Origin of the sequence: Maribacter forsetii DSM 18668, assembly GCF_000744105.1 — a bacterium.
In the GTDB taxonomy this organism is placed as follows: domain Bacteria; phylum Bacteroidota; class Bacteroidia; order Flavobacteriales; family Flavobacteriaceae; genus Maribacter; species Maribacter forsetii.
On the sequence record NZ_JQLH01000001.1, the window covers coordinates 3986820 to 4009405 of the forward strand.

The 22586-nt window shown below is 34.3% G+C and carries 24 protein-coding genes and 1 tRNA gene; 10 read left to right on the forward strand and 15 right to left on the reverse strand.

What is annotated here, in order from left to right; all coding sequences use genetic code 11:
- Positions 1-13 precede the first annotated feature (13 nt).
- On the forward strand, positions 14-2458 hold the full coding sequence (locus P177_RS16910) for a carboxypeptidase-like regulatory domain-containing protein (RefSeq protein ID WP_036156659.1): 2445 nt from the start codon (positions 14-16) through the stop codon (positions 2456-2458).
- Here the strand turns inward: P177_RS16910 and P177_RS16915 are convergent.
- The 5 genes from P177_RS16915 to P177_RS16935 all read right to left on the reverse strand — a co-directional run bounded on the left by P177_RS16915 (position 2455) and on the right by P177_RS16935 (position 8200).
- Positions 2455-3351 carry a flavin reductase family protein gene (locus P177_RS16915; protein WP_036156661.1) on the reverse strand — a complete coding sequence of 299 codons (897 nt, stop codon included), beginning with the start codon at positions 3349-3351 and terminating at the stop codon, positions 2455-2457. The genes P177_RS16910 and P177_RS16915 overlap by 4 nt on opposite strands.
- A 31-nt stretch (positions 3352-3382) precedes the next feature.
- A complete protein-coding gene (fahA, locus tag P177_RS16920) occupies positions 3383-4618 on the reverse strand; it encodes a fumarylacetoacetase (protein WP_036156663.1) in 1236 nt (411 codons plus the stop codon).
- A gap of 51 nt (positions 4619-4669) precedes the next feature.
- Positions 4670-5824: a homogentisate 1,2-dioxygenase gene (locus P177_RS16925; protein ID WP_036156665.1), complete on the reverse strand. Its 1155-nt coding sequence runs from the start codon at positions 5822-5824 to the stop codon at positions 4670-4672.
- 75 nt (positions 5825-5899) lie between these two features.
- A complete protein-coding gene (hppD, locus tag P177_RS16930) occupies positions 5900-7030 on the reverse strand; it encodes a 4-hydroxyphenylpyruvate dioxygenase (RefSeq protein ID WP_036156667.1) in 1131 nt (376 codons plus the stop codon).
- Between the two features lie 63 nt (positions 7031-7093).
- Positions 7094-8200 carry a pyridoxal phosphate-dependent aminotransferase gene (locus tag P177_RS16935; RefSeq protein WP_036156669.1) on the reverse strand — a complete coding sequence of 369 codons (1107 nt, stop codon included), beginning with the start codon at positions 8198-8200 and terminating at the stop codon, positions 7094-7096.
- A gap of 120 nt (positions 8201-8320) precedes the next feature.
- Between P177_RS16935 and P177_RS16940 the strand changes: the two genes are divergently transcribed.
- The 3 genes from P177_RS16940 (at position 8321) to P177_RS16950 (ending at position 9495) form a co-directional block, all read left to right on the forward strand.
- Positions 8321-8767, forward strand: a complete 447-nt coding sequence (locus tag P177_RS16940) for a MarR family winged helix-turn-helix transcriptional regulator (protein ID WP_036156671.1) — start codon at positions 8321-8323, stop codon at positions 8765-8767.
- Between the two features lie 104 nt (positions 8768-8871).
- Positions 8872-8945, forward strand: a tRNA-Arg gene (locus P177_RS16945).
- Positions 8946-9063: 118 nt separating this feature from the next.
- Positions 9064-9495, forward strand: coding sequence for a BLUF domain-containing protein (locus tag P177_RS16950; RefSeq protein ID WP_051941898.1), 432 nt, complete (start codon positions 9064-9066; stop codon positions 9493-9495).
- Positions 9496-9499: 4 nt separating this feature from the next.
- On the opposite strand, the gene P177_RS16955 is transcribed toward P177_RS16950, so the two are convergent.
- Genes P177_RS16955 through P177_RS20420 form a run of 3 tightly spaced genes read right to left on the reverse strand, consistent with a single transcriptional unit; the run spans position 9500 to position 10869 of the window.
- Positions 9500-10057, reverse strand: coding sequence for a hypothetical protein (locus P177_RS16955; protein ID WP_036156672.1), 558 nt, complete (start codon positions 10055-10057; stop codon positions 9500-9502).
- A 38-nt stretch (positions 10058-10095) separates the two neighbouring features.
- Positions 10096-10545 (reverse strand): hypothetical protein, encoded by a 450-nt coding sequence (locus tag P177_RS16960; protein WP_036156674.1) that lies wholly within the window; start codon positions 10543-10545, stop codon positions 10096-10098.
- 54 nt (positions 10546-10599) lie between these two features.
- Positions 10600-10869, reverse strand: a complete 270-nt coding sequence (locus P177_RS20420; RefSeq protein WP_036156676.1) for a hypothetical protein — start codon at positions 10867-10869, stop codon at positions 10600-10602.
- Here P177_RS20420 and P177_RS20425 point away from each other — a divergent pair.
- From P177_RS20425 to P177_RS16990, 6 genes are all read left to right on the forward strand, one after another.
- Complete coding sequence (locus P177_RS20425) at positions 10850-10996, forward strand: SemiSWEET family transporter (protein WP_245233058.1); 147 nt, start codon at positions 10850-10852, stop codon at positions 10994-10996. The genes P177_RS20420 and P177_RS20425 overlap by 20 nt on opposite strands.
- A 2-nt stretch (positions 10997-10998) precedes the next feature.
- Positions 10999-11520 (forward strand): DUF421 domain-containing protein, encoded by a 522-nt coding sequence (locus P177_RS16970; RefSeq protein WP_036158704.1) that lies wholly within the window; start codon positions 10999-11001, stop codon positions 11518-11520.
- Positions 11521-11765: 245 nt separating this feature from the next.
- A complete protein-coding gene (locus tag P177_RS16975; RefSeq protein WP_245233059.1) occupies positions 11766-12008 on the forward strand; it encodes a four-helix bundle copper-binding protein in 243 nt (80 codons plus the stop codon).
- Positions 12009-12032: 24 nt separating this feature from the next.
- Positions 12033-12890 (forward strand): SDR family oxidoreductase, encoded by an 858-nt coding sequence (locus P177_RS16980; protein WP_036156680.1) that lies wholly within the window; start codon positions 12033-12035, stop codon positions 12888-12890.
- A 15-nt stretch (positions 12891-12905) separates the two neighbouring features.
- Positions 12906-13352: a response regulator gene (locus tag P177_RS16985; protein WP_036156682.1), complete on the forward strand. Its 447-nt coding sequence runs from the start codon at positions 12906-12908 to the stop codon at positions 13350-13352.
- Between the two features lie 210 nt (positions 13353-13562).
- Positions 13563-14006, forward strand: coding sequence for a response regulator (locus tag P177_RS16990; protein ID WP_036156684.1), 444 nt, complete (start codon positions 13563-13565; stop codon positions 14004-14006).
- A gap of 174 nt (positions 14007-14180) precedes the next feature.
- On the opposite strand, the gene P177_RS16995 is transcribed toward P177_RS16990, so the two are convergent.
- The 7 genes from P177_RS16995 to P177_RS17020 form a co-directional block, all read right to left on the reverse strand.
- Positions 14181-15176 carry a helix-turn-helix domain-containing protein gene (locus P177_RS16995; RefSeq protein ID WP_036156686.1) on the reverse strand — a complete coding sequence of 332 codons (996 nt, stop codon included), beginning with the start codon at positions 15174-15176 and terminating at the stop codon, positions 14181-14183.
- Positions 15167-15328, reverse strand: a complete 162-nt coding sequence (locus tag P177_RS20140) for a hypothetical protein (RefSeq protein ID WP_157486604.1) — start codon at positions 15326-15328, stop codon at positions 15167-15169. Before P177_RS20140 ends, P177_RS16995 begins: the two co-directional genes overlap by 10 nt.
- 123 nt (positions 15329-15451) lie before the next feature.
- Positions 15452-17383 (reverse strand): sensor histidine kinase, encoded by a 1932-nt coding sequence (locus P177_RS19540; RefSeq protein ID WP_051941900.1) that lies wholly within the window; start codon positions 17381-17383, stop codon positions 15452-15454.
- Positions 17384-17513: 130 nt separating this feature from the next.
- On the reverse strand, positions 17514-17954 hold the full coding sequence (locus P177_RS17005; RefSeq protein ID WP_036156688.1) for a response regulator: 441 nt from the start codon (positions 17952-17954) through the stop codon (positions 17514-17516).
- 38 nt (positions 17955-17992) lie between these two features.
- The gene (locus tag P177_RS17010) at positions 17993-18526 is read right to left on the reverse strand and encodes a helix-turn-helix domain-containing protein (protein WP_036156690.1); all 534 of its coding nucleotides are present in this window, start codon (positions 18524-18526) and stop codon (positions 17993-17995) included.
- Between the two features lie 178 nt (positions 18527-18704).
- A complete protein-coding gene (locus P177_RS17015; RefSeq protein WP_036156692.1) occupies positions 18705-20501 on the reverse strand; it encodes an alpha-amylase family glycosyl hydrolase in 1797 nt (598 codons plus the stop codon).
- 193 nt (positions 20502-20694) lie between these two features.
- On the reverse strand, positions 20695-22347 hold the full coding sequence (locus tag P177_RS17020; protein WP_051941901.1) for a sensor histidine kinase: 1653 nt from the start codon (positions 22345-22347) through the stop codon (positions 20695-20697).
- Positions 22348-22586: the final 239 nt, after the last annotated feature.

Below are 22586 nucleotides of genomic sequence, written 5' to 3' on the forward strand. Positions count from 1 at the left end.
TTAAAAACATCTAATGAAAAACATAACCATACTATTTTCGATTCTCTTTCTAAGTCTTATATCTACAAATATACTTTTCGGTCAAGATTCTATTTTTAAAGGAATATCACCTGCCGAATTTGAAATCATTTTACTTGGCGAACAATCTCATGGAGATGGTGCCGTTTTTGACAAAAAATTTGAAATGATAAAAGACCTACATGAGAACCATGGGTATAATTTATTAGTTTTTGAGAGTGGCATGTATGATAATTTTAAAGCAAATGAGCTTTACAAAAATCAAAAAGAGGAGATTGACATTTTCAAGCAAAGTGTTGGTTGGCTGTATACCACTACCGAAGTTTTCCAAGAATTATTGAATTATTTGGAAACACACCCTGAATTAAAAATTCTTGGGTTCGATTCACAAGAATCAACTCTTTTTGAAGCGTACTTCTTAAATGATTTTAAATCTCTTTGTTCTAAAAATAACATCGTAATTTCTAATGAAGACTACATAGAAATTGAAAAGACGATGCTTGTTAGAGATTTTGAAAATTATGCTTTCAATGAAAAAGACTCTACCAACCTTTACAACAATATTAATGCTGTTATTGAAAAAATTGACCAAATCGCTAAAAATGATATTGAAACAGCAGTGTTAGTTCAAACATTTAAGAGTGTATTTTCTGACTTGGATTTTGAATTAAAAAGTTTGCAGAAAGAAAAAATAGCTATTCAAAACCCAAGAGATAAACAAATGGCAGAGAATTTGATTTTTATAAAAGAAACTTATCCTAGTGAAAAAATAATGGGTTGGGGTGCTAGTTACCATTTTGCTAACAAAATAAATGAGTTTGAATATACTTTAGAGACCGAAGAATATATTAAAAATCGAATTGCATTAACAGATAGTATTCACGGTGAAACCCATACATCTGAATCTGAAGAAATTACTCAAATCAAGGAACTCAAACTTGCACTACCCATGGGGCAAATTCTGAAAGAGAAATATGGCTCTAAAATATTCAGTATAGCGTTCACTTCATACAAAGGAGATTTTTTTAATATTGAAATTGACCAGACAACCCCTATACTGTCACCACCGAGCAGTAGTATTGAGTCCGATTTAAAAGATCAGAATATTAAATCCACTCTTTCTATTCTTAAGGATTCATCTGATAAATATTACTCATCTGCCCTAGGCTATATTCCATTGTACGCCAATTGGGAGGATATTTTTGACGGCATTTATTATATCGAAAACATGTACCCTCCAAAGTTTATGGAATACAATAATAACGAAACAGCCGAAATAGTAAATTACAATGGAAATGGTATAATAAAAGGTTCTTTAGTGGATGACGACACTACTGAACCCATTAATTATGCCGACATATACTATTCTAATTTAAATTCAAGTACAGTATCAAACTCAAACGGGCAGTTCAGTATTGCCCATGAAAAAAGCACAAATGGCTATTTAGTATTTTCTGCTTTAGGATATCATAGCGATTCAATACCTATAGCTTCAGCTAAAGAGTATTATAATATCAAACTTAAAAAGGCTAAAGATGATATTACCTTAAATGAAGTGGTTGTATCTGCAAAGCGTGTAGAATTAAGCGCTGAAGAAATCATTAAAAAAGCTCGAAAAAATATTGAAAAGAACTACATACAAACCCCTTACAATCAAGATTTCTTATTTCAAGTCAGTCAACTGAGCGCTAATGACTCTTTACATGTTGGAGAGGAAGCTATTATTAAAACCTATAATAAAAAAGGCATTAATGGCAGTAATAAACCAGAGAATAGCATGTTTGCAGAGATAGAACACTTAAGAGCAAATACTACTATTTATGAAAAAAATAAATGGGATGGAGTTGGTTCTATGTGGGTAATTCTAAATAGAGATATTATTTTAAGTAAGAGCAATGTGCTTTACCGTACTGGATCTTATGATTTACAAAAACATAGAACAATAAACTATGAGGGACAAAAAGTGTATCAGATAAATTTTACGAATAACTCACCAGGCTCTTACTCTACAGGATTTGGATACCCCGCACCAGAAGCTTCATTTGGTAGTATTTATATTGACGAGGAAAATTATGCTGTTTTAAAATATGAGCATCATATAGAACTCCCTGAATATGAAACGAAAAAGTCTAAAAAACTGATTAAACAAACCCATAATATTGTACAGACTTATAAAAACATAAATGGAAAGTATTTTTTTAATTTACTGGAAATCAACACTACTGCTGATATTTTTTCAATGGAGCATGAACTCTTAAATACCAAGTATTTTATGGACAAAATCATTTCAAAAAATATAGAAACTAATACAGTGCGTGTATTAACCAAACCTTTGATAGAGGTCAAAAAAGGTTACAAACCAACATCAAGCGATACATATTGGAATGACAAGCCAATGGATTTTTCTATAGATATCAATGCAATTAACATGAAAAGTTAAACCCCTAAATGCAACAAAGCCAATGCATCTTCAGTTTTACCATCTGCCAACCACTGTTGTGCTAGTTTGTGTAATGCGGTAATACTTTCATCTCCATTAAGAATAGATTTCACCTCAGCGTGTTCTGTGATTTTCGCGATAGCTTCTTTAGTTGGCAACTGTTCTAAATTCCCTAACCTTCCTAAATTATTACCTGTTAATACAGTACTGTTCTGTACAGCTTCCGGTAGCATATCTACGCCAATACCTTTGGTACGTATTGGTTTAGGTATTTCAAATAGCGCATCGCCATTGGCTCTGCAATACCAATTGCCACCCATGCGTGCCACTAGATCTAATTTTGGAGTATCCAGTTTTCCTTCGGCATCTAAAAATGCTTTTTTTACGTGAATCTGAACTACTTTGGCCAGTACCAAATTACCTGCTCCCGGTCCGTCACCCAAGGCTATTACTTGATCCACTACACACTCAAATGCTACGGGTGCCTCTCCCACTCTTGGAGGCTGAACTTTATCACTAGGTACTTGCGTAAAACCGGCTTTTACAAATTCATTTACGCCGTCACCATACTCTGTGCTTGACAATGACATTTGTTCTACCATATCATAATTCACAATATTTATGACCGTTTCTTTTACCTCCAACACATTTTCTAAGGTATGCTTGGTGGTATTATCACGACCTCTTCTTGAAGGTGAAAAAACCATCATTGGCGGATTAACACTGAATAGATTAAAATAACTAAACGGACTCAAATTAACATTCCCATCTTTATCTATTGTACTGGCAAAACATATAGGTCTTGGCGCTACGGCAGACAATAAATACCCGTGTAATTCTTGTTGAGAAATGCTATTTGGATCTATAGAATTGATTTCTTCGTTATTTGACATGCTATAATCTTCTAGTGTAAATTGTATTGTTTTATTTGTTTGGCAAAATGGTTCCGGTTACTTCACCGAACCCTACTCTTTTACCCTCTTTTTCTGCGAACCCTCGCATGGTTATGGTATCATTATCTTCTATAAAAGTTCGCTTACTTCCATCTTTTAATTCAAACGGTTTTTTACCTCCCCAAGAAATTTCTAACAATGATCCATACGAACTTTCATCTTTTCCGGATATGGTACCCGATGCCATGATATCACCTACATTTATATTGCATCCGTTTACAGTATGGTGCGCCAATTGCTGCATCATATTCCAATACATATATTTGAAGTTAGATTTGCTGATGGTTGTTTCTTCTGAAGTTGAAGAAGACATCCCCACTTCTAACTGTATATCATAATTTTTTTCTCCCTCGTACTCTAAATACGATAGCACTTCTGGTGTTTGCTCAGGACCTTGAACCTTAAATGGCTCTAAAGCTTCCAAGGTGACAATCCAAGGTGACATAGATGATGCAAAGCTTTTTCCTAAAAACGGACCTAAAGGCACATACTCCCACTTCTGAATGTCTCTTGCCGACCAGTCATTGAACAATACCAAACCAAAAATATGCTCAGCTGCGTCTTTAGTGGAAACGCGTTCACCTAGTGCTGTACTTTTACCAACGACAAAACCCATTTCCAATTCAAAATCCAAGTTACCAGAGGCTTTGAAAACAGGAGTTTCCATTTCGTTAGTTTTCACTTGCCCCATAGGTCTGTGAATAGTTGTACCACTGACTACAATTGATGATGCCCGACCATGATACCCTACCGGAATATGCCTCCAATTAGGCAACAAAGCATTCTCTGGATCACGGAACATTTTACCCACATTGGTAGCATGTTCTATACTTGAATAGAAATCGGTATAATCACCAACGTGCACAGGCAAATGCATTTTTGCATCTTGCTGCGACACAAAAACTTCTGGGTGATTTTTCAGCGGAGAATTCTCAGAAATCAATAAATTCTGAATATCTAAACGGACCTTATTGGTGATTATCTTTCCTAACGAGATAAAATCATTTAAGGTTTTCTGTCGAAAATAAGTAGCATTGACTTCCAACAATCCTAAATCTGATACAGCTGCCAAATCAACTATCTTCTCACCAATTGCTATTCCTGCTTTTGACGCTTCATTATTTACTGAGAAGATGCCGAAAGGAAGATTATAGATTGAAAAATCAGATTTATCGGGTACAGAGACCCAAGTTTTTAGTGTTGTCAAGTTTTGTTTTTCTTTATATTACTATGAGTTATTGAGCTCAGTTCAATAATGCTACAACCAAGATTTATAATAATCTCCGTCGTCTAATTTTAATGCATTTTCAGTAACCATTAACGGCTTGAAAGTATCTATCATTACGGCTAGTTCTTCAGACCCTTTTTGACCTATGCTACGTTCTGCAGCTCCTGGGTGGGGACCATGAGGTATACCTGCAGGATGCAGAGAGATATTACCTGGCTGCACTCCATTTCTACTCATAAAATCCCCGTCAACATAATACAGCATTTCATCAGAATCTATATTAGAGTGATTGTATGGTGCCGGTATAGACAACGGGTGATAATCATACAACCTTGGCACAAAAGAACAAATTACAAAGGCATTTGTCTCAAATGTTTGGTGCACTGGTGGCGGCTGGTGAATTCTACCGGTAATGGGTTCAAAATTGTGAATGGAGAATCCGTACGGAAAGTTATATCCATCCCAACCTACAACATCAAAAGGATGCCCTATATAGACCATTTCATGTATAGCCCCTTGCTTCTTAACTTTAATCAAGTGCTCATCGGTATCTGTAAACGTTTCTAAATTTTGTGGCAATTTATAATCTCGCTCACAAAACGGAGAATGCTCCAATAATTGCCCGAACCAATTACGGTATCTTTTAGGAGTATAAATAGGAGAAAATGATTCTGCATACAGAATGCGATTGTCTTCGCTATCAAAATCTATCTGATAAATCGTTCCCCTTGGAATGATTAGATAATCGCCATACTCAAACTTAATTTGTCCAAAAATGGTTCTTAACACCCCTGTACCTTTATGTATAAAAAGCATTTCATCTGCATCGGTATTCTTATAAAAATACTCGCGTAGAGATTTTCTTGGTGCAGCTACCCCAATAATAATATCACTATTGACCAAAAGTGGTTCTCGGGCATCTAAAAAATCATCTTTTGGCGATGCATTAAAACTCACTAGTTTTAACGAACGTATATTCTTTTCCAAAGCAATTTTTGGAGAAACATCCGTACTTTTCAATATCTCCTTAACCATTGTTGGTCGGTTATGATGATATAGTAAAGAGGACATACCGTCAAAGCCAATAGTACCGAACAATTGCTCTGAGTACAATTCGCCACCTGGTTTTCTAAATTGCGTATGCCTTTTAGGTGGCAACGCTCCCTGTTTATGATATATAGGCATATACGTTCGTTATTCTAGTTAATACTCTACTTTTAAAAATACGTTATTCTTAAATTCTTAAGAAATTTGTTGAACTTATAAAGTTCCTCTTAATTCTTGCTCACGCTCAATAGCTTCAAACAAAGCTTTGAAATTTCCTTTTCCAAAAGAAGTAGCGCCTTTACGTTGAATAATTTCAAAGAACATGGTTGGTCTTGCCTGTACGGTTTTTGTAAAAATCTGCAACAAGTACCCTTCATCATCACGATCTACCAAAATACCTAGTTTTCTAAGTGACTCAATATCCTCGTCAATCTCACCAACTCTATCCGTCAATACATCATAATAAGTGGTAGGTATCGTCAAAAACTCGACACCTCTACTTTTAAGGTCAGATACCGTTTTTACAATATCATCGGTAGCAACTGCAATATGCTGTACTCCTTCACCTTCATAGAACTCCAAATACTCGTCTACTTGAGATTTTTTCATACCTGGTGCCGGCTCATTGATCGGGAACTTAATACGACCGTTACCGTTACTCATCACTTTACTCATTAAAGCAGTATAATCCGTAGAAATATCTTTATCGTCAAAGGACATGATCTGCTTAAAGCCCATAACATTGGCATAAAAATCTACCCAAAAATTCATTCTACCTTCTTCAACATTACCTACCATATGATCTACAAACTTTAAACCTGTAGATGTTGGTTGGTACTCACTTTCCCATTTTTTATACCCTGGTAAAAATGTACCATTGTAGTTTTTACGCTCCACAAAAATGTGAACTACCTCACCGTAAGAATAGATACCAGATGTTACCACTTCGCCGTCATCATCTTTCTCGGTTTTAGGCTCCATATAACTTTTGGCACCTCTTTTCATAGCCTCTTCATAAGCATAGGTAGCATCATCTACCCACAGCGCAGTGACTTTTACTCCGTCACCATGCTTATCTATATGCCTACCTACATCAGTACCACTTTTTAAAGGGGAGGTCAATACCAATCTAATTTTATCTTGCTCTACCACATAAGATTCATAATCTCTACTACCGGTTTCCAAACCTTTATAAGCCAAAGATTTAAAACCAAATGCTGTTTTGTAATAGTGTGCCGCTTGCTTAGAGTTACTTACGTAAAGCTCTAAATAATCCGTACCGTTGATAGGCATAAAATCTTGTGCCTCTTTGTGATCGTTTTGTTTAACTGTTGCTGTTGACATAGTTCTGGGTTTTATATTTTTATTTCGTTTATTGTTGCTTCTGCAACATATATATTATTTTTTTTATGCTGTTGTGGCTTGGGATTTCATCAATACCTCTAGTGCTGCCAAAAGTGCTTTATTTGCTTCTCTTACTCCAAATGAAATTCTAACTTTTCCCGGTGCTCCAAAATTGCCTACTGGGCGCACCATAATACCTCGCTGTTCTAAGAAGGCCGTGAATTCCATATCATTGATAGGTGGATCTATTAGTACAAAATTACCTTGTGCAGGCCAGTATTTTATATTTAAGGCATCAAGTCCGTTCAAAACAAACCTTCTTTCTTCTTTTACCAATGCTACGGTCTTATTCACAAAATCAACATCTTCCAATGCAGCGATTGCCCCTTCTAAAGCCATGGTAGACAACAAAAAAGGCTTACAAATTCTACGCATATAATTACTAAGTTCTAAAGGAGCATAGCAATACCCAACTCGTAAACCGGCCAGACCATATGTTTTTGAAAAGCTATTGATCGCTATTACATTCTTACCTTCCACTACAAATGGTAAACCAGATGTATAATCTTCAGCTTCGGCAAAATGTCTATACACCTCATCTAATACCAAAACTACATGCTCAGGTAATTTTTCAATGAAGCTTCTTAAATCTGCCATTGGAATATAATTTCCTGACGGATTATTAGGGGATGCAAGAAATACCAACTTTGTCTTATCTGAAATAGCTTCAAGAATTCCGTCCAAATCATAATCGTAATTCTCGGTCATTGGCACATTGATCGCCTTTGCACCCATCCAACGGGTAAAAGCAGTATAGGGCAAAAAGCATGGTTGACTAACAATTACCTCATCGTATTCATTCAAAAATGCCTTAGAAATCATATCTATAATTTCTGAACCACTATTTGCTGCGATAAAGTTATCAGCAACTAAAGCGCCATCAAAGTCTTTTACCAAAGCTTCACGTAACCTTATATCCGTATTATCAGGATAGAAACTTAAATCATCTAAGGTATTTGCTAATGCTTCTTTCACTTTTGGGGAATACCCTAACGGATTTTCATTAGAAGAAAGCTTGTGTACCGTAACACCATCAGGCATTACAATTTTCTTTCCGCCACCTTTATAAGTACTATCCTCTAATATATATTTCTTGAAACCTAGTTGCATATTTCCACTTCTTTTGACCAATTTATCCGTAGTAAATATACACTTTTTTTTAATTATTGTTGCATTAACAACAATATTAACGATAAACTCTGTTACTTTTGGAGGAATAACAATTGGATTATGGACAGGACGGAAGGATTTGGAGTATATATTGATCGCACGCTTAAAAAGGTTCAAAGTACTTTTTTACAAGTGTTTGCAGAGAATAATATTGATCTGACCATTGAGCAATGGGTAATTCTACAACGCGTACATTTAGAAGGTAAAGAAGCCTCACAGGCAGATATTGCCAAATCTAACTTTAGAAATAGGGCAACAACTTCTAGAGTTATTAGCGGATTATGCAAAAAAGGCTTCTTACGAAAGTCTAGATTCAGAGATGATCAAAAAAGATACAAACTTGTTATTACAGAAGAAGGCTCGACACTCATAAAACAAGTAATGCCCTTTATTACCGATTTAAGAAAAGTTAGTACACTGGGTATCACTGAAGAAGAATTTGAAATTTTCTATAAAGTTCTTGATCAGTTATGGGAAAACTTTGACCAATATGAAGGTCGTTCATAGTTGTATTTTAGCATATAAAAGAAATAATTAAAATTTTATTGATTTTGGTTTTACCAGTCTATAAAAATCACTAAGTTTGCACCCACATTTGAAAAAATGGTGTCGGTCGCATAGCTCAGCTGGATAGAGCATCTGCCTTCTAAGCAGACGGTCGGAGGTTCGAATCCTCCTGCGATCACTCAAAAGCCCCTTTTAGGGGCTTTTTTGTTTTTAATACTTTCCTTCTCCCCTGTGCTGTTCATACGTTCATTTTAACATTTTTATTATTTTTGCCTTTTCAAACTAATTTCATTTAGATGTATACATTGACCTACGAATCTGTTGCCACCAATGCACTTAAAGCATCGGAAATGGAAGAGCTACTTGAAAAAGCACGTACCAATAATATTAGAGATAATATTACTGGCTGTCTTATTTACTATAAAGGAAGGTTTGTTCAACTACTTGAAGGTGACAAAAAGAAAATAGAAGTTCTTTATGAAAAATTAATGACAGATCCACGTCATAAAAATGTAACACTGTTTTCTGATGATGAAATAACAAAACGTACTTTCCCTAATTGGGGTATGGCATATTACCCAATTGACGAAGACCATACCAATAAATATGAGTTTGAACAGTTTAAAAGAAACCTAATTCTGTTATCTGACCTTGTTGAACCTACCAATGTTACCGCAAAACATTTCTGGAAGAAAATTAAAACCATGATTGCAGAGCCACCATTATAAACGGTTAACTATCTGATTTTTCATTGTTCTCCTTATTATCATCATTTTTTATAAGCGGATGATCCGTTCTACCCAATCCGATAATTTTAATAATATTGATAATGGTATTGTAAAGCATTAACACCACTACTATTAATGCCGAACTCAATATAGCGCTTACCCCTATAGATACGTAATAGATTACATCAAAGTAATTCTCTGGTATATTCTCACTCTCGGTTACCGGTAAATTAAAAACTAAAAAGAAAAGTAAGGATGCTATAAAAATTGCCGTATCCAATTTTGCAATTTGCATGATATGCATATAGTGATCGTTCTTCAATTTTGAATTTGTACCTGAACTAACTCCCAATAAAGTCAACATCAAAGCAAGAATGGTTGCAGATGCCAACACAATGGTATTACACAAAGTATTTAAACCTGTGAGACTAGATTTAATTAATACTTTGGCTTCATACCCACTTAGATTACCAAGCATTAAAGTTCCTAGACCTATAAATGCCAAAGAAATGACACCACCAATAATTGCCCGTTTTGTGTAACTTGATATATTTATATCCATCTTCTGATTAGAAAAATTAATGTTTATATAGTTTGACTTTAAACGCGCATTAAAAATCTTGCCAATACCCAAGTAACGGTAACACCAAAGATCATGTGCGCCACTACCAATTGCATAAAAAAGTATTTCCAGTCTATTTTTGGGGGATTGTCATGATAGCTGATCATAAGAGACCAACCCGCAACACCGATTATTCCTAAAATGAATCCTAGGAACAAACCGGTCCAGATGGAAACACCTTCAGCTAAGTAAAAATAATAACAATACAGTATTGCTGCCATACTGATGCCGATGGCAAAATGAATGACCCAACCTAAGTAATGATTATCTCCAATACTAGGTGTAGTAGACCTTAAACGTTTTATGAGTCCGTTTAACAAGTGTGCCTCATTAAACTTGTGATCGGTAAGTGATTCTACCACATGGCTAAACCCGGTCATGATAACGGTACCCAAAATGCCGGAAAAAAATATCGCCAAAATTTCCATAGCTGAATATTTAGTTAAATGCTTAGGGAATAGAAAATTAAATAATTTTCAGCCTCAAAAATTATCAGAAACGAATTGAACAAAGAATAATTTTTTATGAATTACTTTTTCAAATAGAACCCTATTACATTCATTTTGAACAATAGAAGTCATGTATTTATAAATGCTGTATGTCTTAAAAAAACCAATCGTATTCATGGAAGAAATTATCGGAACACTTGCAGGTATCTTTACGACCATTGCTGCAGTACCGCAAATATTTAGAGCTTGAAAAACTAAAAAAGTAGATGATGTTTCCCCTAAAATGTTTTTAGTACTTACCATAGGTGTTTCGCTATGGACCGTTTACGGTATCATGAAACAAGATGCCCCAATTATTATTACAAACGGAATTTCGACCATATTAAATATTTCAATGCTCGTTCTCATTCAAAAGTTCAAAAAGAAATAAATATGAAAGAACTATTCAATACTTCATGGGAAACTGTAATGCTGATTTCTACCAGTGCCATTGGTATTTATATGGCAATAATTCTGCTTACCAGAATTATAGGGAAGCGAAGTTTTTCAAAGATGTCCAGTTTTGACTTTGCCATGACTGTTGCCGTGGGATCTATCGTTGCTACTACCATATTATCTTCGTCAGTAAAATTAATTGAAGGTTTGGTGGGTTTAGCAATGGTGTATGTGCTACAAATAAGCATAGCCATGGCACGTAGAAATAGAACAGTTCAAAATATTGTGGACAACTCTCCGCTACTATTAATGGATGGTGAAAAAATTATTCCATCTAACTTAAGAAAAGCTAGAGTTACAGAAGGTGACCTCAGATCAAAATTAAGAGAAGCCAATGTTACCGAACTCAGCCAAATCAAAGCAGTTATTTTTGAAACTACCGGTGATATATCCGTCTTACATAAAGAAGATGATTCTCCTTTAGATTTATGGATAATGAAAGATGTAAAAAGAGAATAATAGTACTTTACACAACTTCTACTTCCTTTTGCCAAACTACATTGTGCTTTTTTAATCACATTTTTTCTTCATACCGTATAACGCACAACTTCTAGCTAAAAGAGCAAAGCATTTTTGAGTTCTAATTTTAATTTCAAGAAAGAAATTATTTCACATTAAAATTTAACATTATGAATTCAAAATATCAAAATTGTATAGAAGCCTGTCAACAATGTTTTATTGATTGCCAAAATTGCATGGTACAAATGGCCGCATTAGAAAGTATGAACGATTGCCCCAAATGCTGCATGCAATGTGTAGATGCTTGTTTAAGTACGATAAAGTTATTAATAGCAGACAGTCCTTTTGCCTCAAAACAAGCAGCACTATGCGCTGAAATTTGCGAATGGTGTGCAGAACAATGTCAACAACATGATCATGAACATTGTAAAAAATGTGCAGAATCTTGTTTAGCATGTGCCGAAGAGTGCAGAAAACTAGCAGCATAGATAGTAATTATTAAAACTAAGAACATGGAAAATATAACAATAGATAAAAATCAAGAACAAGCTAAACAACCGGGTAAGGAATTTAAAATGAATCCTGAACCGGTAACCATACGTGAAAGCTACAAAGGCAGTGATAAGTTAAAAAACAAAGTTGTATTGCTAACCGGTGGTGATAGCGGCATAGGAAAAAGTATTGCGGTGCATTTTGCTAGAGAGGGCGCTCTAACAGCCATCATTTATTTGAACGAAGAAAAAGATGCATTACAGACCAAGATTGAAATTGAAAATGAGGGCGGCCAGTGTTTTTTACTTCAAGGTGATGTTAAAGATGAACAATTTTGTCAAGAAGCTATAAACGAAACCATATCAAATTTTGGGTCTTTAAATTGTATCATCAATAATGCGGCAATGCAGTTTCCTACAGAGCATATTCAAGATATTAAAACAGAAAATCTTCACACTACTTTTGAAACCAATATTTACCCATATTTCTATATCGTTAAAGCGGCTATGGAGCACTTAAAAGCGGGTGACACTATAATAAACACTACTTCTGTTACCGCTTATAGAGGTTCTGAACACCTTATTGATTATGCCAGTACAAAAGGCGCCATTGTCTCATTTACAAGAAGCTTATCAAAATCGTTGGCCGAAAAAGGTATTCGTGTTAATGCTGTAGCTCCAGGACCAATTTGGACACCATTGATTCCCGCTACATTTGACGGTGAAAAATTAGAAAAATTCGGAAAAGACGTACCGTTGGGAAGAGCAGGACAACCTGCTGAAGTTGCACCTGCTTACGTTTACCTAGCTAGTGAAGACAGTAGTTATATGACAGGACAAGTACTTCATGTTAATGGCGGAGAAGTTATAGGAGGGTAATTAAATGATTGGATTATGATTGCAGATGATGTATTTCATTTATATATGGCTGAAGATGATATAGAAGATCAACAAATATTTAGAGAGGCAATAGCAAGTATAGAAGGTAACCTAAAAATTACTATGTTTTCTAATGGTATTGATTTATTGGAAGCCCTATTTACAAGTAGCAATACCCCTAATGTTATTTTTCTAGATCTCTTTATGCCTAAATTAAATGGCGAACAAACTTTAGAAAAAATTAGAGCTATAAAGCATTTAGATGACACACCTGTTGTCATCTTTTCAAATGAATATAATATTGATCGTATTTCAGATTTATTTGAAAAGGGAGCCAATAGATACTTACATAAACCAAGCTCTTTTAAAACACTTACTGCAGCACTAGAAAGAACGGTAAAATCTATCATAAGCAATACACTTGGTGGCACTGCCATTATTAAATATGTAGAGTTGCCTTAATTGTAATCTAAAAAATAGCTTATTAAATACGCTGATTTAATACGATGTGCTCATATGATACGTTAACATTTAGGTATTGAGCTATTTTTTAAATGAATAAAATTACAGGATAGGTTCCATAATATTTACCTTGCTTTTAGATTTTCATTCAATTTTTAATTGAAATAATCTTGAACAAACAATTTTAGAGTTTTAAATTATTTAATTGCCATGAGCAAAACTGTACTAAATGTCTTCTTAGCCGATGATGATAGCGACGACAGAACATTCTTTTCTGATGCATTGAGAGAAATCCCAATACAAACCAAAATATCTGAATTTAACAATGGCGTAGATCTTATGGCAGATTTGCTTTCTGCTACAAGCGAAAAGCCAGATGTTATTTTTCTTGATCTTAAAATGCCTATGATGGACGGGTTTGAATGTTTAGCGGATATTCGTGATCTTGAAAAATATACAGATACTCCTGTAATTATATATTCTACATCTTACCATCCAAAAGAAATTACACGTTTAAATGAAATGGGAGCATCTTTGTATTTACAGAAGCCTTCATCATACAATCAGCTAAAAACACTTTTACATAAGTGCCTACGCTATGTTGACAATTCTGAATATAGTAAACCGGAAAGAGAGTTCGTTATTTCTATCTAAACAATCATTCACTAACTTATTCTTTACCAAGCTATTAACTAGTTTGTATAGTTGACTTTCTATTTCTTCTACGTTTATTATACACCCAGCATCCTAAAATACCATTACCCTAATTATATAAAACAAAAAAAGCCAGCTCAAAGAGCCGGCTCAACCATTTTCATAACAATTTTCTTATGCTGAAAGCGATGCGTTTCTAATATTCATCAAATATGCTTTTGGCGTACACTTAAATTTGTTTCTAAAGATTTTAGAGAAGTAACTTCTACTTGTAAAACCTATGGAATATACAATCTCTGAAATGTTCATATCAGAGGTTTGTATCAATTCTTCGGCAAGTATCAATCTTTCGTTTCTAATGAAGTTGGTTACCGTAGTACCTTCCATCACTTTAAATCCTTCTTGTAATTTTGTTGGCGAAAGACCATATTCTTTACTTAAATCTGTAACTGTATATGGAAATTCTGGCTTTCTCTTAATAGCATTTACCGCCTCTTCTATTCTTAAAAGCTCTTTTTTGGTCAACATAGTAGATACCTGACCGCTATTCTCTATATCTTGCTTACAGTGTAAAATCTCTAATGCCAAAGTAAAGTTCACAATACCTTCAATAAGCAGTTTTCTAACTAAACCTACCTGGGCAATTGATCTAATCTGTAATAATTGTTCTTTTATTTTAAGATTGAAGGTACCTATATGAGCACTTCCATCTTCATTCAAAAACTGAGCAAACAATTTCTCGTACAACTCGTTATTGTTAGTATTCTTGGTTAACGCTTCGCCATCTTGTGTTACTTTAATAATAGACAAGTTAGACTTAGTCGCCTCTCTTAATTTTATATTTATAGTTTCGTTAGAACCACCTACTACGACTGTTTGTAATGCTTCTACTTTACTATTTTCTTTTCCTTTTGAAAACCTAAAACTACCTTCTAAACAGTAGATGAAGTACAAACTACGATTTTCATCCAATTTTAAATCGAAATTGAAATCCTCGTTCAAATCCAGATCATATTCAGTATAAGAAATTCCCGAACCTAATGAAACCGTTTGTATTCTTCCTGTTCCCTTATCGTTATCATATTGAAGAATACGATCGCCTTGAAAACTAGAGATACTTCCGCCTAATACACTATTGAAATAACTTAATTGATTATGGACTACTTGCATGATATATTGTTTAAATGGTTATTATTTAATGTAGCCTCTTGTGCTATCAAAGCATCTGATGCGCTAGAAGTATTTACTTCTACATTTGAAGCGTGAAAACGAGAGTTTTTGCTTCTTACTGCACCTACTCTAGCATATTGAAGATTGTTCATAAAGGCTTACATTTCTTGTTGGTACAAAGATGCAGGCTATACAAAGTAAATGTGTTACAACATTTTTAGAAGCTGTTACACAATTTTAAGAAGATGTAGTAAAATAATATAATACGGCTTAATTTATAGTAAGGTAGGAAGGTAAACTGTAAATTCAGCTCCTTTACCATTTTCTCCCTTGGCGGTAATTGTTCCATTATGGGATTGCACTATTTTCTTGCATATTGACAACCCTAAACCCGTACCTGAAAATTCTGTTTTGCCATGCAAGCGCTGAAAGATTTCAAAAATTTTCTCTTGGTACTTCTTCTCAAAGCCAATACCATTATCAATAAATTGTAATTTTACGTAATTGATGCTTGGTAATAAAGTATCGACTTTTGTTTTATCTCCGCTGACTAAGCTACCCATAATCTTTACATGAGGTTGAACACCTTCTTTTACGTACTTGAGGGAATTACCTATAAGATTAGCAAATAGTTGCTCTAATTGAAATTGTATGCCGTTTACTACAGGAAGGCTTTCAGATACTACCTGGGCATCTAAATCATTAATACGCTCACCTAAATCTTCAAGAACATTGTTTAGAACATCATTTAAGTCTACACGCCTAGGTTGCTCACTAACTTCATCAATTTTAGAATATGATAGCAGATTATTGATAAGGTTACGCATTCTATCTGAAGAATATTTAATTTTAGACAAATAGCCTTGAGACCTATTACTTAATCTACCTGCCTCTTCTTCATCCAAACGGCTAACAAACATTTGAATTTTACGCAATGGCTCTTGTAAATCATGACTTGCAACACGGTTAAATGCCTCCAAATCTGCATTGGTTCTTTTTAACTCCGCATTTTTTATTTGAAGTACAGACTCTGCTTCTATCTGCTTAGTTACATCTCTAATAACGCCAACCATATACCAGCTACCTTCTTTTTGGTAACATTCGCCAACTGTATTCATGTAGCGTAACTCTTGAGATTTTGTATAAACACGAAATACCAGATCAGATTTAGCCTTATTTCTTCTAGCGGTCTTAAAACTAGATTTAACTTTTTCAATATCGTTTGGATGTAAAAACGTTAGAAGGCGGTCATATTTATTATCAAACTCATTAGGGTCATAGCCAAACAAACGATATACATTATCAGAGTATTTTATTTGACCCTCTACTAAATTCCATCTAAAGCTACCAATATTAGCAACATGTTCAGCTTCTGACAATAACCTGTTCTGTATAAACAATTGTGCTTCATATTTCTTCTCTTGTGTAACATCTTTAGAGAACAATATAAGACCATCATTCATTTTAACTGCCTTTGTCGCTAACCAAACAGACGTTTCGTTAAATATAAATTCTTTGGTATATTCTTTATTATCTCCAGTATTATAACAATCTGCCAGAATTTCCAAAACACCGTTATCTGAGTTTTTAGGGTAATACTCTAAAATGGTCTGACCCTCTATAAAGGCTGAATCCTCATTAGCAATCTCACCCATACGATTATTTATATAATCTATACGGAAATCTTTAGCCTTACCCGATTTATTGAAAATAGGCTTTAGATACGTGATTATGCTATCATTACTGTCTAAAACACGAATGCCAAAAAGATTGGAAATTTCAAGTTCTCTATTTCTTGATTTTAAACTACCCAAAGGAAGTTTAGACTCTTTATCTGTTATAAATTTGGGCGCTATCAAGGACAAGGCAAATAAAAGACCTTTATTAAAAGATCTAATTCTAACATGATAATTAAGTATGCTTTCTGCGTCTTTGACTATGATATTGAAATTTTCATCTTCGCCGCATTCCAAGACCTTATTAGCCAAAATAAGCAGTTCATCATATTTTACAATCTCTTCTAAAGATTTATTTTCGTTACTATCAGATACGATAGAGAAGAATCTTTGTGCTTTTTTATTTGCATATTTAACAAAGTGCTCTTTTGCATTTAAAGAGTTAGATACGGATGACTCAGTATATAATACAGCAGTGATGGCATTATCTACCATTGTTCTAAAAATATCATCTGCTAAATTATTCTTCATTCTAAATTACTTTTCAAGCCATTGTTAAGGTACTGCGAAATAACCAATTATAAGTTGACTTGCTTGGTGCTAAAACAAAAAAAGTTGCTCCTAACGAAACAACTTTAAAAGTATAGTGTAAGTAAACTACTTATATCTTCAATAGAAAATTCTCTTTTTTGAAATCATTTAAATGATATGCCCAATTCATTTTAACCACTTGCTTTAACGACTTTTTAAGCTCACTAAAACTTGAAGGTTTTTTGATGTAAATATTTGCGCCTTTTTCAAAGGTTTCTTCTATATCTCTTTCTGCAGAAGATGTAGAGTAGATCGCTACCAACAAATCTTTTAAATGAGGTGTACGTCTTATAGCTTCTAAACACTCAAACCCGTTCATAATTGGCATGTTCAAATCTAGAAAAACCAAATCGGGAGTATTATCTGTATCGGAAAGCAAAAATTCCATACAGCTTTTACCATTCTCTAACTGGCGTAATTCTGTATTGAGCTCTACCCCTTCCAACGCATCTGCAAAAAACTGTCTGTCGTCTTCATCGTCGTCAACGAGAAGTATTTTTAATTTATCCATTTTCACTATTCATGTATTGAAAAGAAGAACCGTTCTTCTTACTTTTTTCTAAACTTCAAATATTGGGTGATGGTTAACCCGGTTACTTTCTTGAATTGATTAGATAAATGAGGAACACTGCTAAAATTTAAGTTATGGGCAATCTCCCCTAGACTTGTATTCTCTAATAGCACTAATTCTTTCACTTTTTCTATGCGTACTAAAATATAAAAATTCTCTATTGAGGTGAATGTTTTACTAGAAAATAAATTTGAAAGGTATGGATAACTAAAACCCAACTGATTAGAAAGTAATTCTGATATTTTTACATTTCTAATATCGCCCTCATAAACCATTTTCTTTATGTAAATTTTAATTTCCTCAACGATATCACGATTTTCTTTCGTCTGAACCTTTATTCCAAAACCTTCAAGTTCCTTTATGATAGTTTGAAGTTTTTCATCGCTTACATCATCTAAAAGCTTAATGGTACTGTCTTGCAAAATTTCAAAATCAACCCCTGCAGCGACCATTGTTCTTTGAAATACTTCATTAACCATTTTTTCAGGGTTATATATGAAATTATATTCCATTCAATAAATCAAAATTAAATTGCCACATTTCAATGGTAAAAATATTATATTAACAATACATTGTATAACAAAATACAATAAAATATTACCACTATTGAACCTAAGTTAAAAAAACCACATTATTCTAAGTTAAAACACACAATAATTCTCTCTACAGCAGTAAATTACAGGTGTCTCATTAAGATTTTGTAAAAACCAACGCACCGTAAGCAGGTATATTTACCATACCCGTCCACTGCTTTTCATCAGTATTGGCTTGAACAACCTTTAAATCAACTACTGGTAATTGTGAAAATGCCGGATCGTATATTTTATTTCCTGCATTTATTCTAAGATTAAAAGGCTCGTTTTCATTTAAACCAATACTATAATCTTCAAAATCTTGATTACTAAAATTTAAAACGATCAACACCGGTTGTGTTGTATCATCTGCATCAAACCTTTTATAAGCTAGTATTTTAGTTTGGTGATTTACGTGTAAAATTTCAATATGTTGACTTCTTAAACCTTGTCCACCCTCAGTATTCCCTGTTCTTAGCTTAATGATATCACTTACCAACTTTTCAATACCTCTATGCTTCTTTTCCTTATCCCAATCCAAAGCCTCGGTATCTTGAAAATATTCATCTTCAATAAACTCCTGTCCCTGAAAAAGCATAGGTATACCTGGTGCGGTCAATGTCAATACAATACCCAACAATGCTCTCTTTTTAGCAAAATCACTTTCCGCATCTCCGGGCTGTATTTCTTCCGGAACTCGCGCCTTGCCATTAGCTACCTCATCATGAGACTCTGTATATACAATTCGGCTAAATGCATCATTGCTATATGTAAACTCAAGGGCATCAACCACTTTTTGCAAGTCTCTACCATCATCATGAGTGTCTTCTATTACCTCTCTAACCGGGTGTACAAAATTCATATCCCATTGAGATCCATATGCCAGCCCATCATGCTCTATGGCATCGGTAACCCTACTATCGCCTTTTAAATCCTCAGCTATTGTTAATACATGCGGATATTTCTCTCTTATCTCACTATTGATATCGCGCATCAATATATTTCCTTCCTCAATTTCGGTATCATAACCTAAACCGCCGCCTTCATATCGTATATATGAGGTAGCATCCATACGTAAACCATCGCAATGGTATTTCTCTATCCACATCAATGCATTATCACGCAAATATTGACGCACTTCTTCACGTCCATAATCTGGTCTGGTATCTCCCCATGGGGTATCGCTTCTATGGTCATTATAAAAATAGATTCCTCCTTTATCGTTTTCACTCCAACCATCAAATCGCCATAAATCAACATCTGAAGGTCCAAAGTGATTATATACTACATCCATAATCACCGCAATACCCTTTTTATGTGCTTCATTGACCAACTTTGCAAAAGCATCTGGACCGCCATAGTCTTGTTCAATAGCAAAAGGATGCGCAGGATTATACCCCCAAGAAATTCCTCCAGCAAACTCAGCCACAGGCAACAACTCTATACAATTAATACCCAGTTCTTTTAAATAATCTAGTTTGGCAATAACATCTTCAAATGTACCAACGGTATCTGGAGTAGAACGATTAAAAGTACCTACATGTAGTTCATAAATAACCAACTCGTTCCAGCTTGGCATTTTAAAGTCTTCATCATCCCACTTAAAATCTAATGTTCTTATGATAGAATTACCATTGCTATTGGTCACTTCAAAAGCATAAGGATCATTTCTTGCGAAAACTTCCCCTTCATATTCAATAAAGAATTTATATTCATCTCCTTCAGATGCCTTTTCTGTAATTACGGACCAATATCCATTATCCTCTATATCAAGGGAGATTTCATTCTTAGACCAGTTGTTAAAGCTTCCGCCAACGAAAACTTTTTCCGCATGCGGAGCCCACACTCTAAAGGTTACAGCACCATCACCTAAGACAGCGCCCATACCTGCCGATTTTGTTATTGTAGTATTCATAAACCAAAAGTAGATTGCAAACGGTGTAAGTAATGTTCTCAAAAAGAGATGCTTTAACTCTAAAACATTTTTTACAAAATATTATGACCTTAGATATGAATGAAGTTCATCTAGAAGAATATTTACGGAATAAAATTATACTATGAACTATACCATAGAAGTATAAGAAAATTAGAAGTAACACACCTCTATTTTATTGCATTTTTGGCATTACAATTTCAAAAACGGAACCTTCATTTAATATGCCTTTTGCACTAATGACACCATTATGATTCTGTACAATTTTTTTCACAATTGCCAAACCAATACCGGTACCTACATATTCTTGCTTGGAGTGTAAACGTTGAAATACTTCAAAAATCTTTTCTGCAAACTGTTCTTCAAATCCTATACCGTTATCGGTAATTGTAATTCTAACGTATTCCTTTATATTTTTTAAACTAATGTCTACAGATTTTGCGTTGGTAATAATTTCTGTATTTATAGTTACGTTTGGCGAAACATCATTTTTAGAGTACTTAACAGCGTTAGATAGCAGATTATACATTAACTGTCTAAACTGAAATGGCACTACCTCTATTTCACATGATTGTAACAACGTTATATTACCATGTTTCTTTTTAAGTTCCTCCGCTAGGTCATTTTTAACATCATCAACAAGTTCTTTTAAATCTATGACTTCATAAACCCTCTTCTCAGTATCTGTACGTGAATAGGACAGCAAATCATTTATGAGGGACTGCATTCTATTCGCGGCATTTTGTATTTTCTCAAATTTCGCCTTGCCAGATGTCGACAGCTTATCAAACTCATTTTCCATTAACACCTCTGCGAACATCTGAATTTTACGCAACGGCTCTTGCAAATCATGACTAGAAATATAGGCGAAGGACTGAAGCTCTTTATTCATTGCCTCTAGCTTATCATTACTATCCGCAAGTTCTTTAGTACGAATATCCACTTCTCTTTTTAGTTCATCGGCAAATGATTTTTGCTTATCGATATTCATACCCGTACCAATAAAACCAACCATTTCACCTTCTTCGAATTTAGGAACACCTAAAACCTTAAACCATTCATAATTACCGGTTTTCTTTCTTTTAACTCGATATTCAAGCGTAAAATCTGATTTATCTTCAACCGCTTTACCAAAACCTTTGAAAACAACATCAAGATCATCTGGGTGTACTACATCTACCCAAACCTGACCAGTAAAATCAGCCTCATTTTCTACACCAACATAATTCAACAAAGCGAGATTGGCATACTCTATATTAATTTCTTTATCGGTAATCCAAATCCAAACTGGTGACAGATTGGCCATTTCCCTAAATCTTCTTTCACTTTCTTTCAATCGTCTTTCTGCCAGAACAGCTTCGGTTGTTTCTGTAACTATGACCAAAACGCCAGAAACTTTTCCTTCTTCATCTTTTACGGGACTATAACTAAAGGTCCAATAAACATCTTCCATTCTACCATTCCTAAAAATAGGAATCATTAAATTCTCTCGCCAAATAGATTCTCCTTTCTTGGTCACCACTTCTAACATGGGCTTTATATCTTCCCAAATTTCTGCCCAGGCGGCTTTGCCGTTTAGACCTAAAATAGTAGGGTGTTTACCTTCCGTACCTAAAATAGGACGATAAGCATCATTATAAAATCCCTTAAGTCTATCTCCCCAAAATAAAAACATTGGAAATGGTGAATTCAACAAAATATTGATCGTAGTACGTAAACTCTGCGGCCATCCGTCTGGTGGACCTAAAGGAGTGCTAGACCAATTTTTTTCTCGCATTAATCTTCCCATCTCACCACCATCGTCAAGAAAATGAAATTTTTTATTCATAAGAATACAGAATTGAAGTATCTAAAATTAGATCGTTGAATATACAGTTATAAATAGTAACACAATAACTGCCATTAACTGAATCGCGTAATTAAACAAATATTTACAAATTAAATAATTTGGCGAAGAAAGTTTTAACTCAATAAAACTGAATTAAACATTATACACTTTTTTAGTGCCTATTTCATAAAATTTGAAGAGATTTCACGATAAAAAGACAAAAATCAAAATTTTTAAAA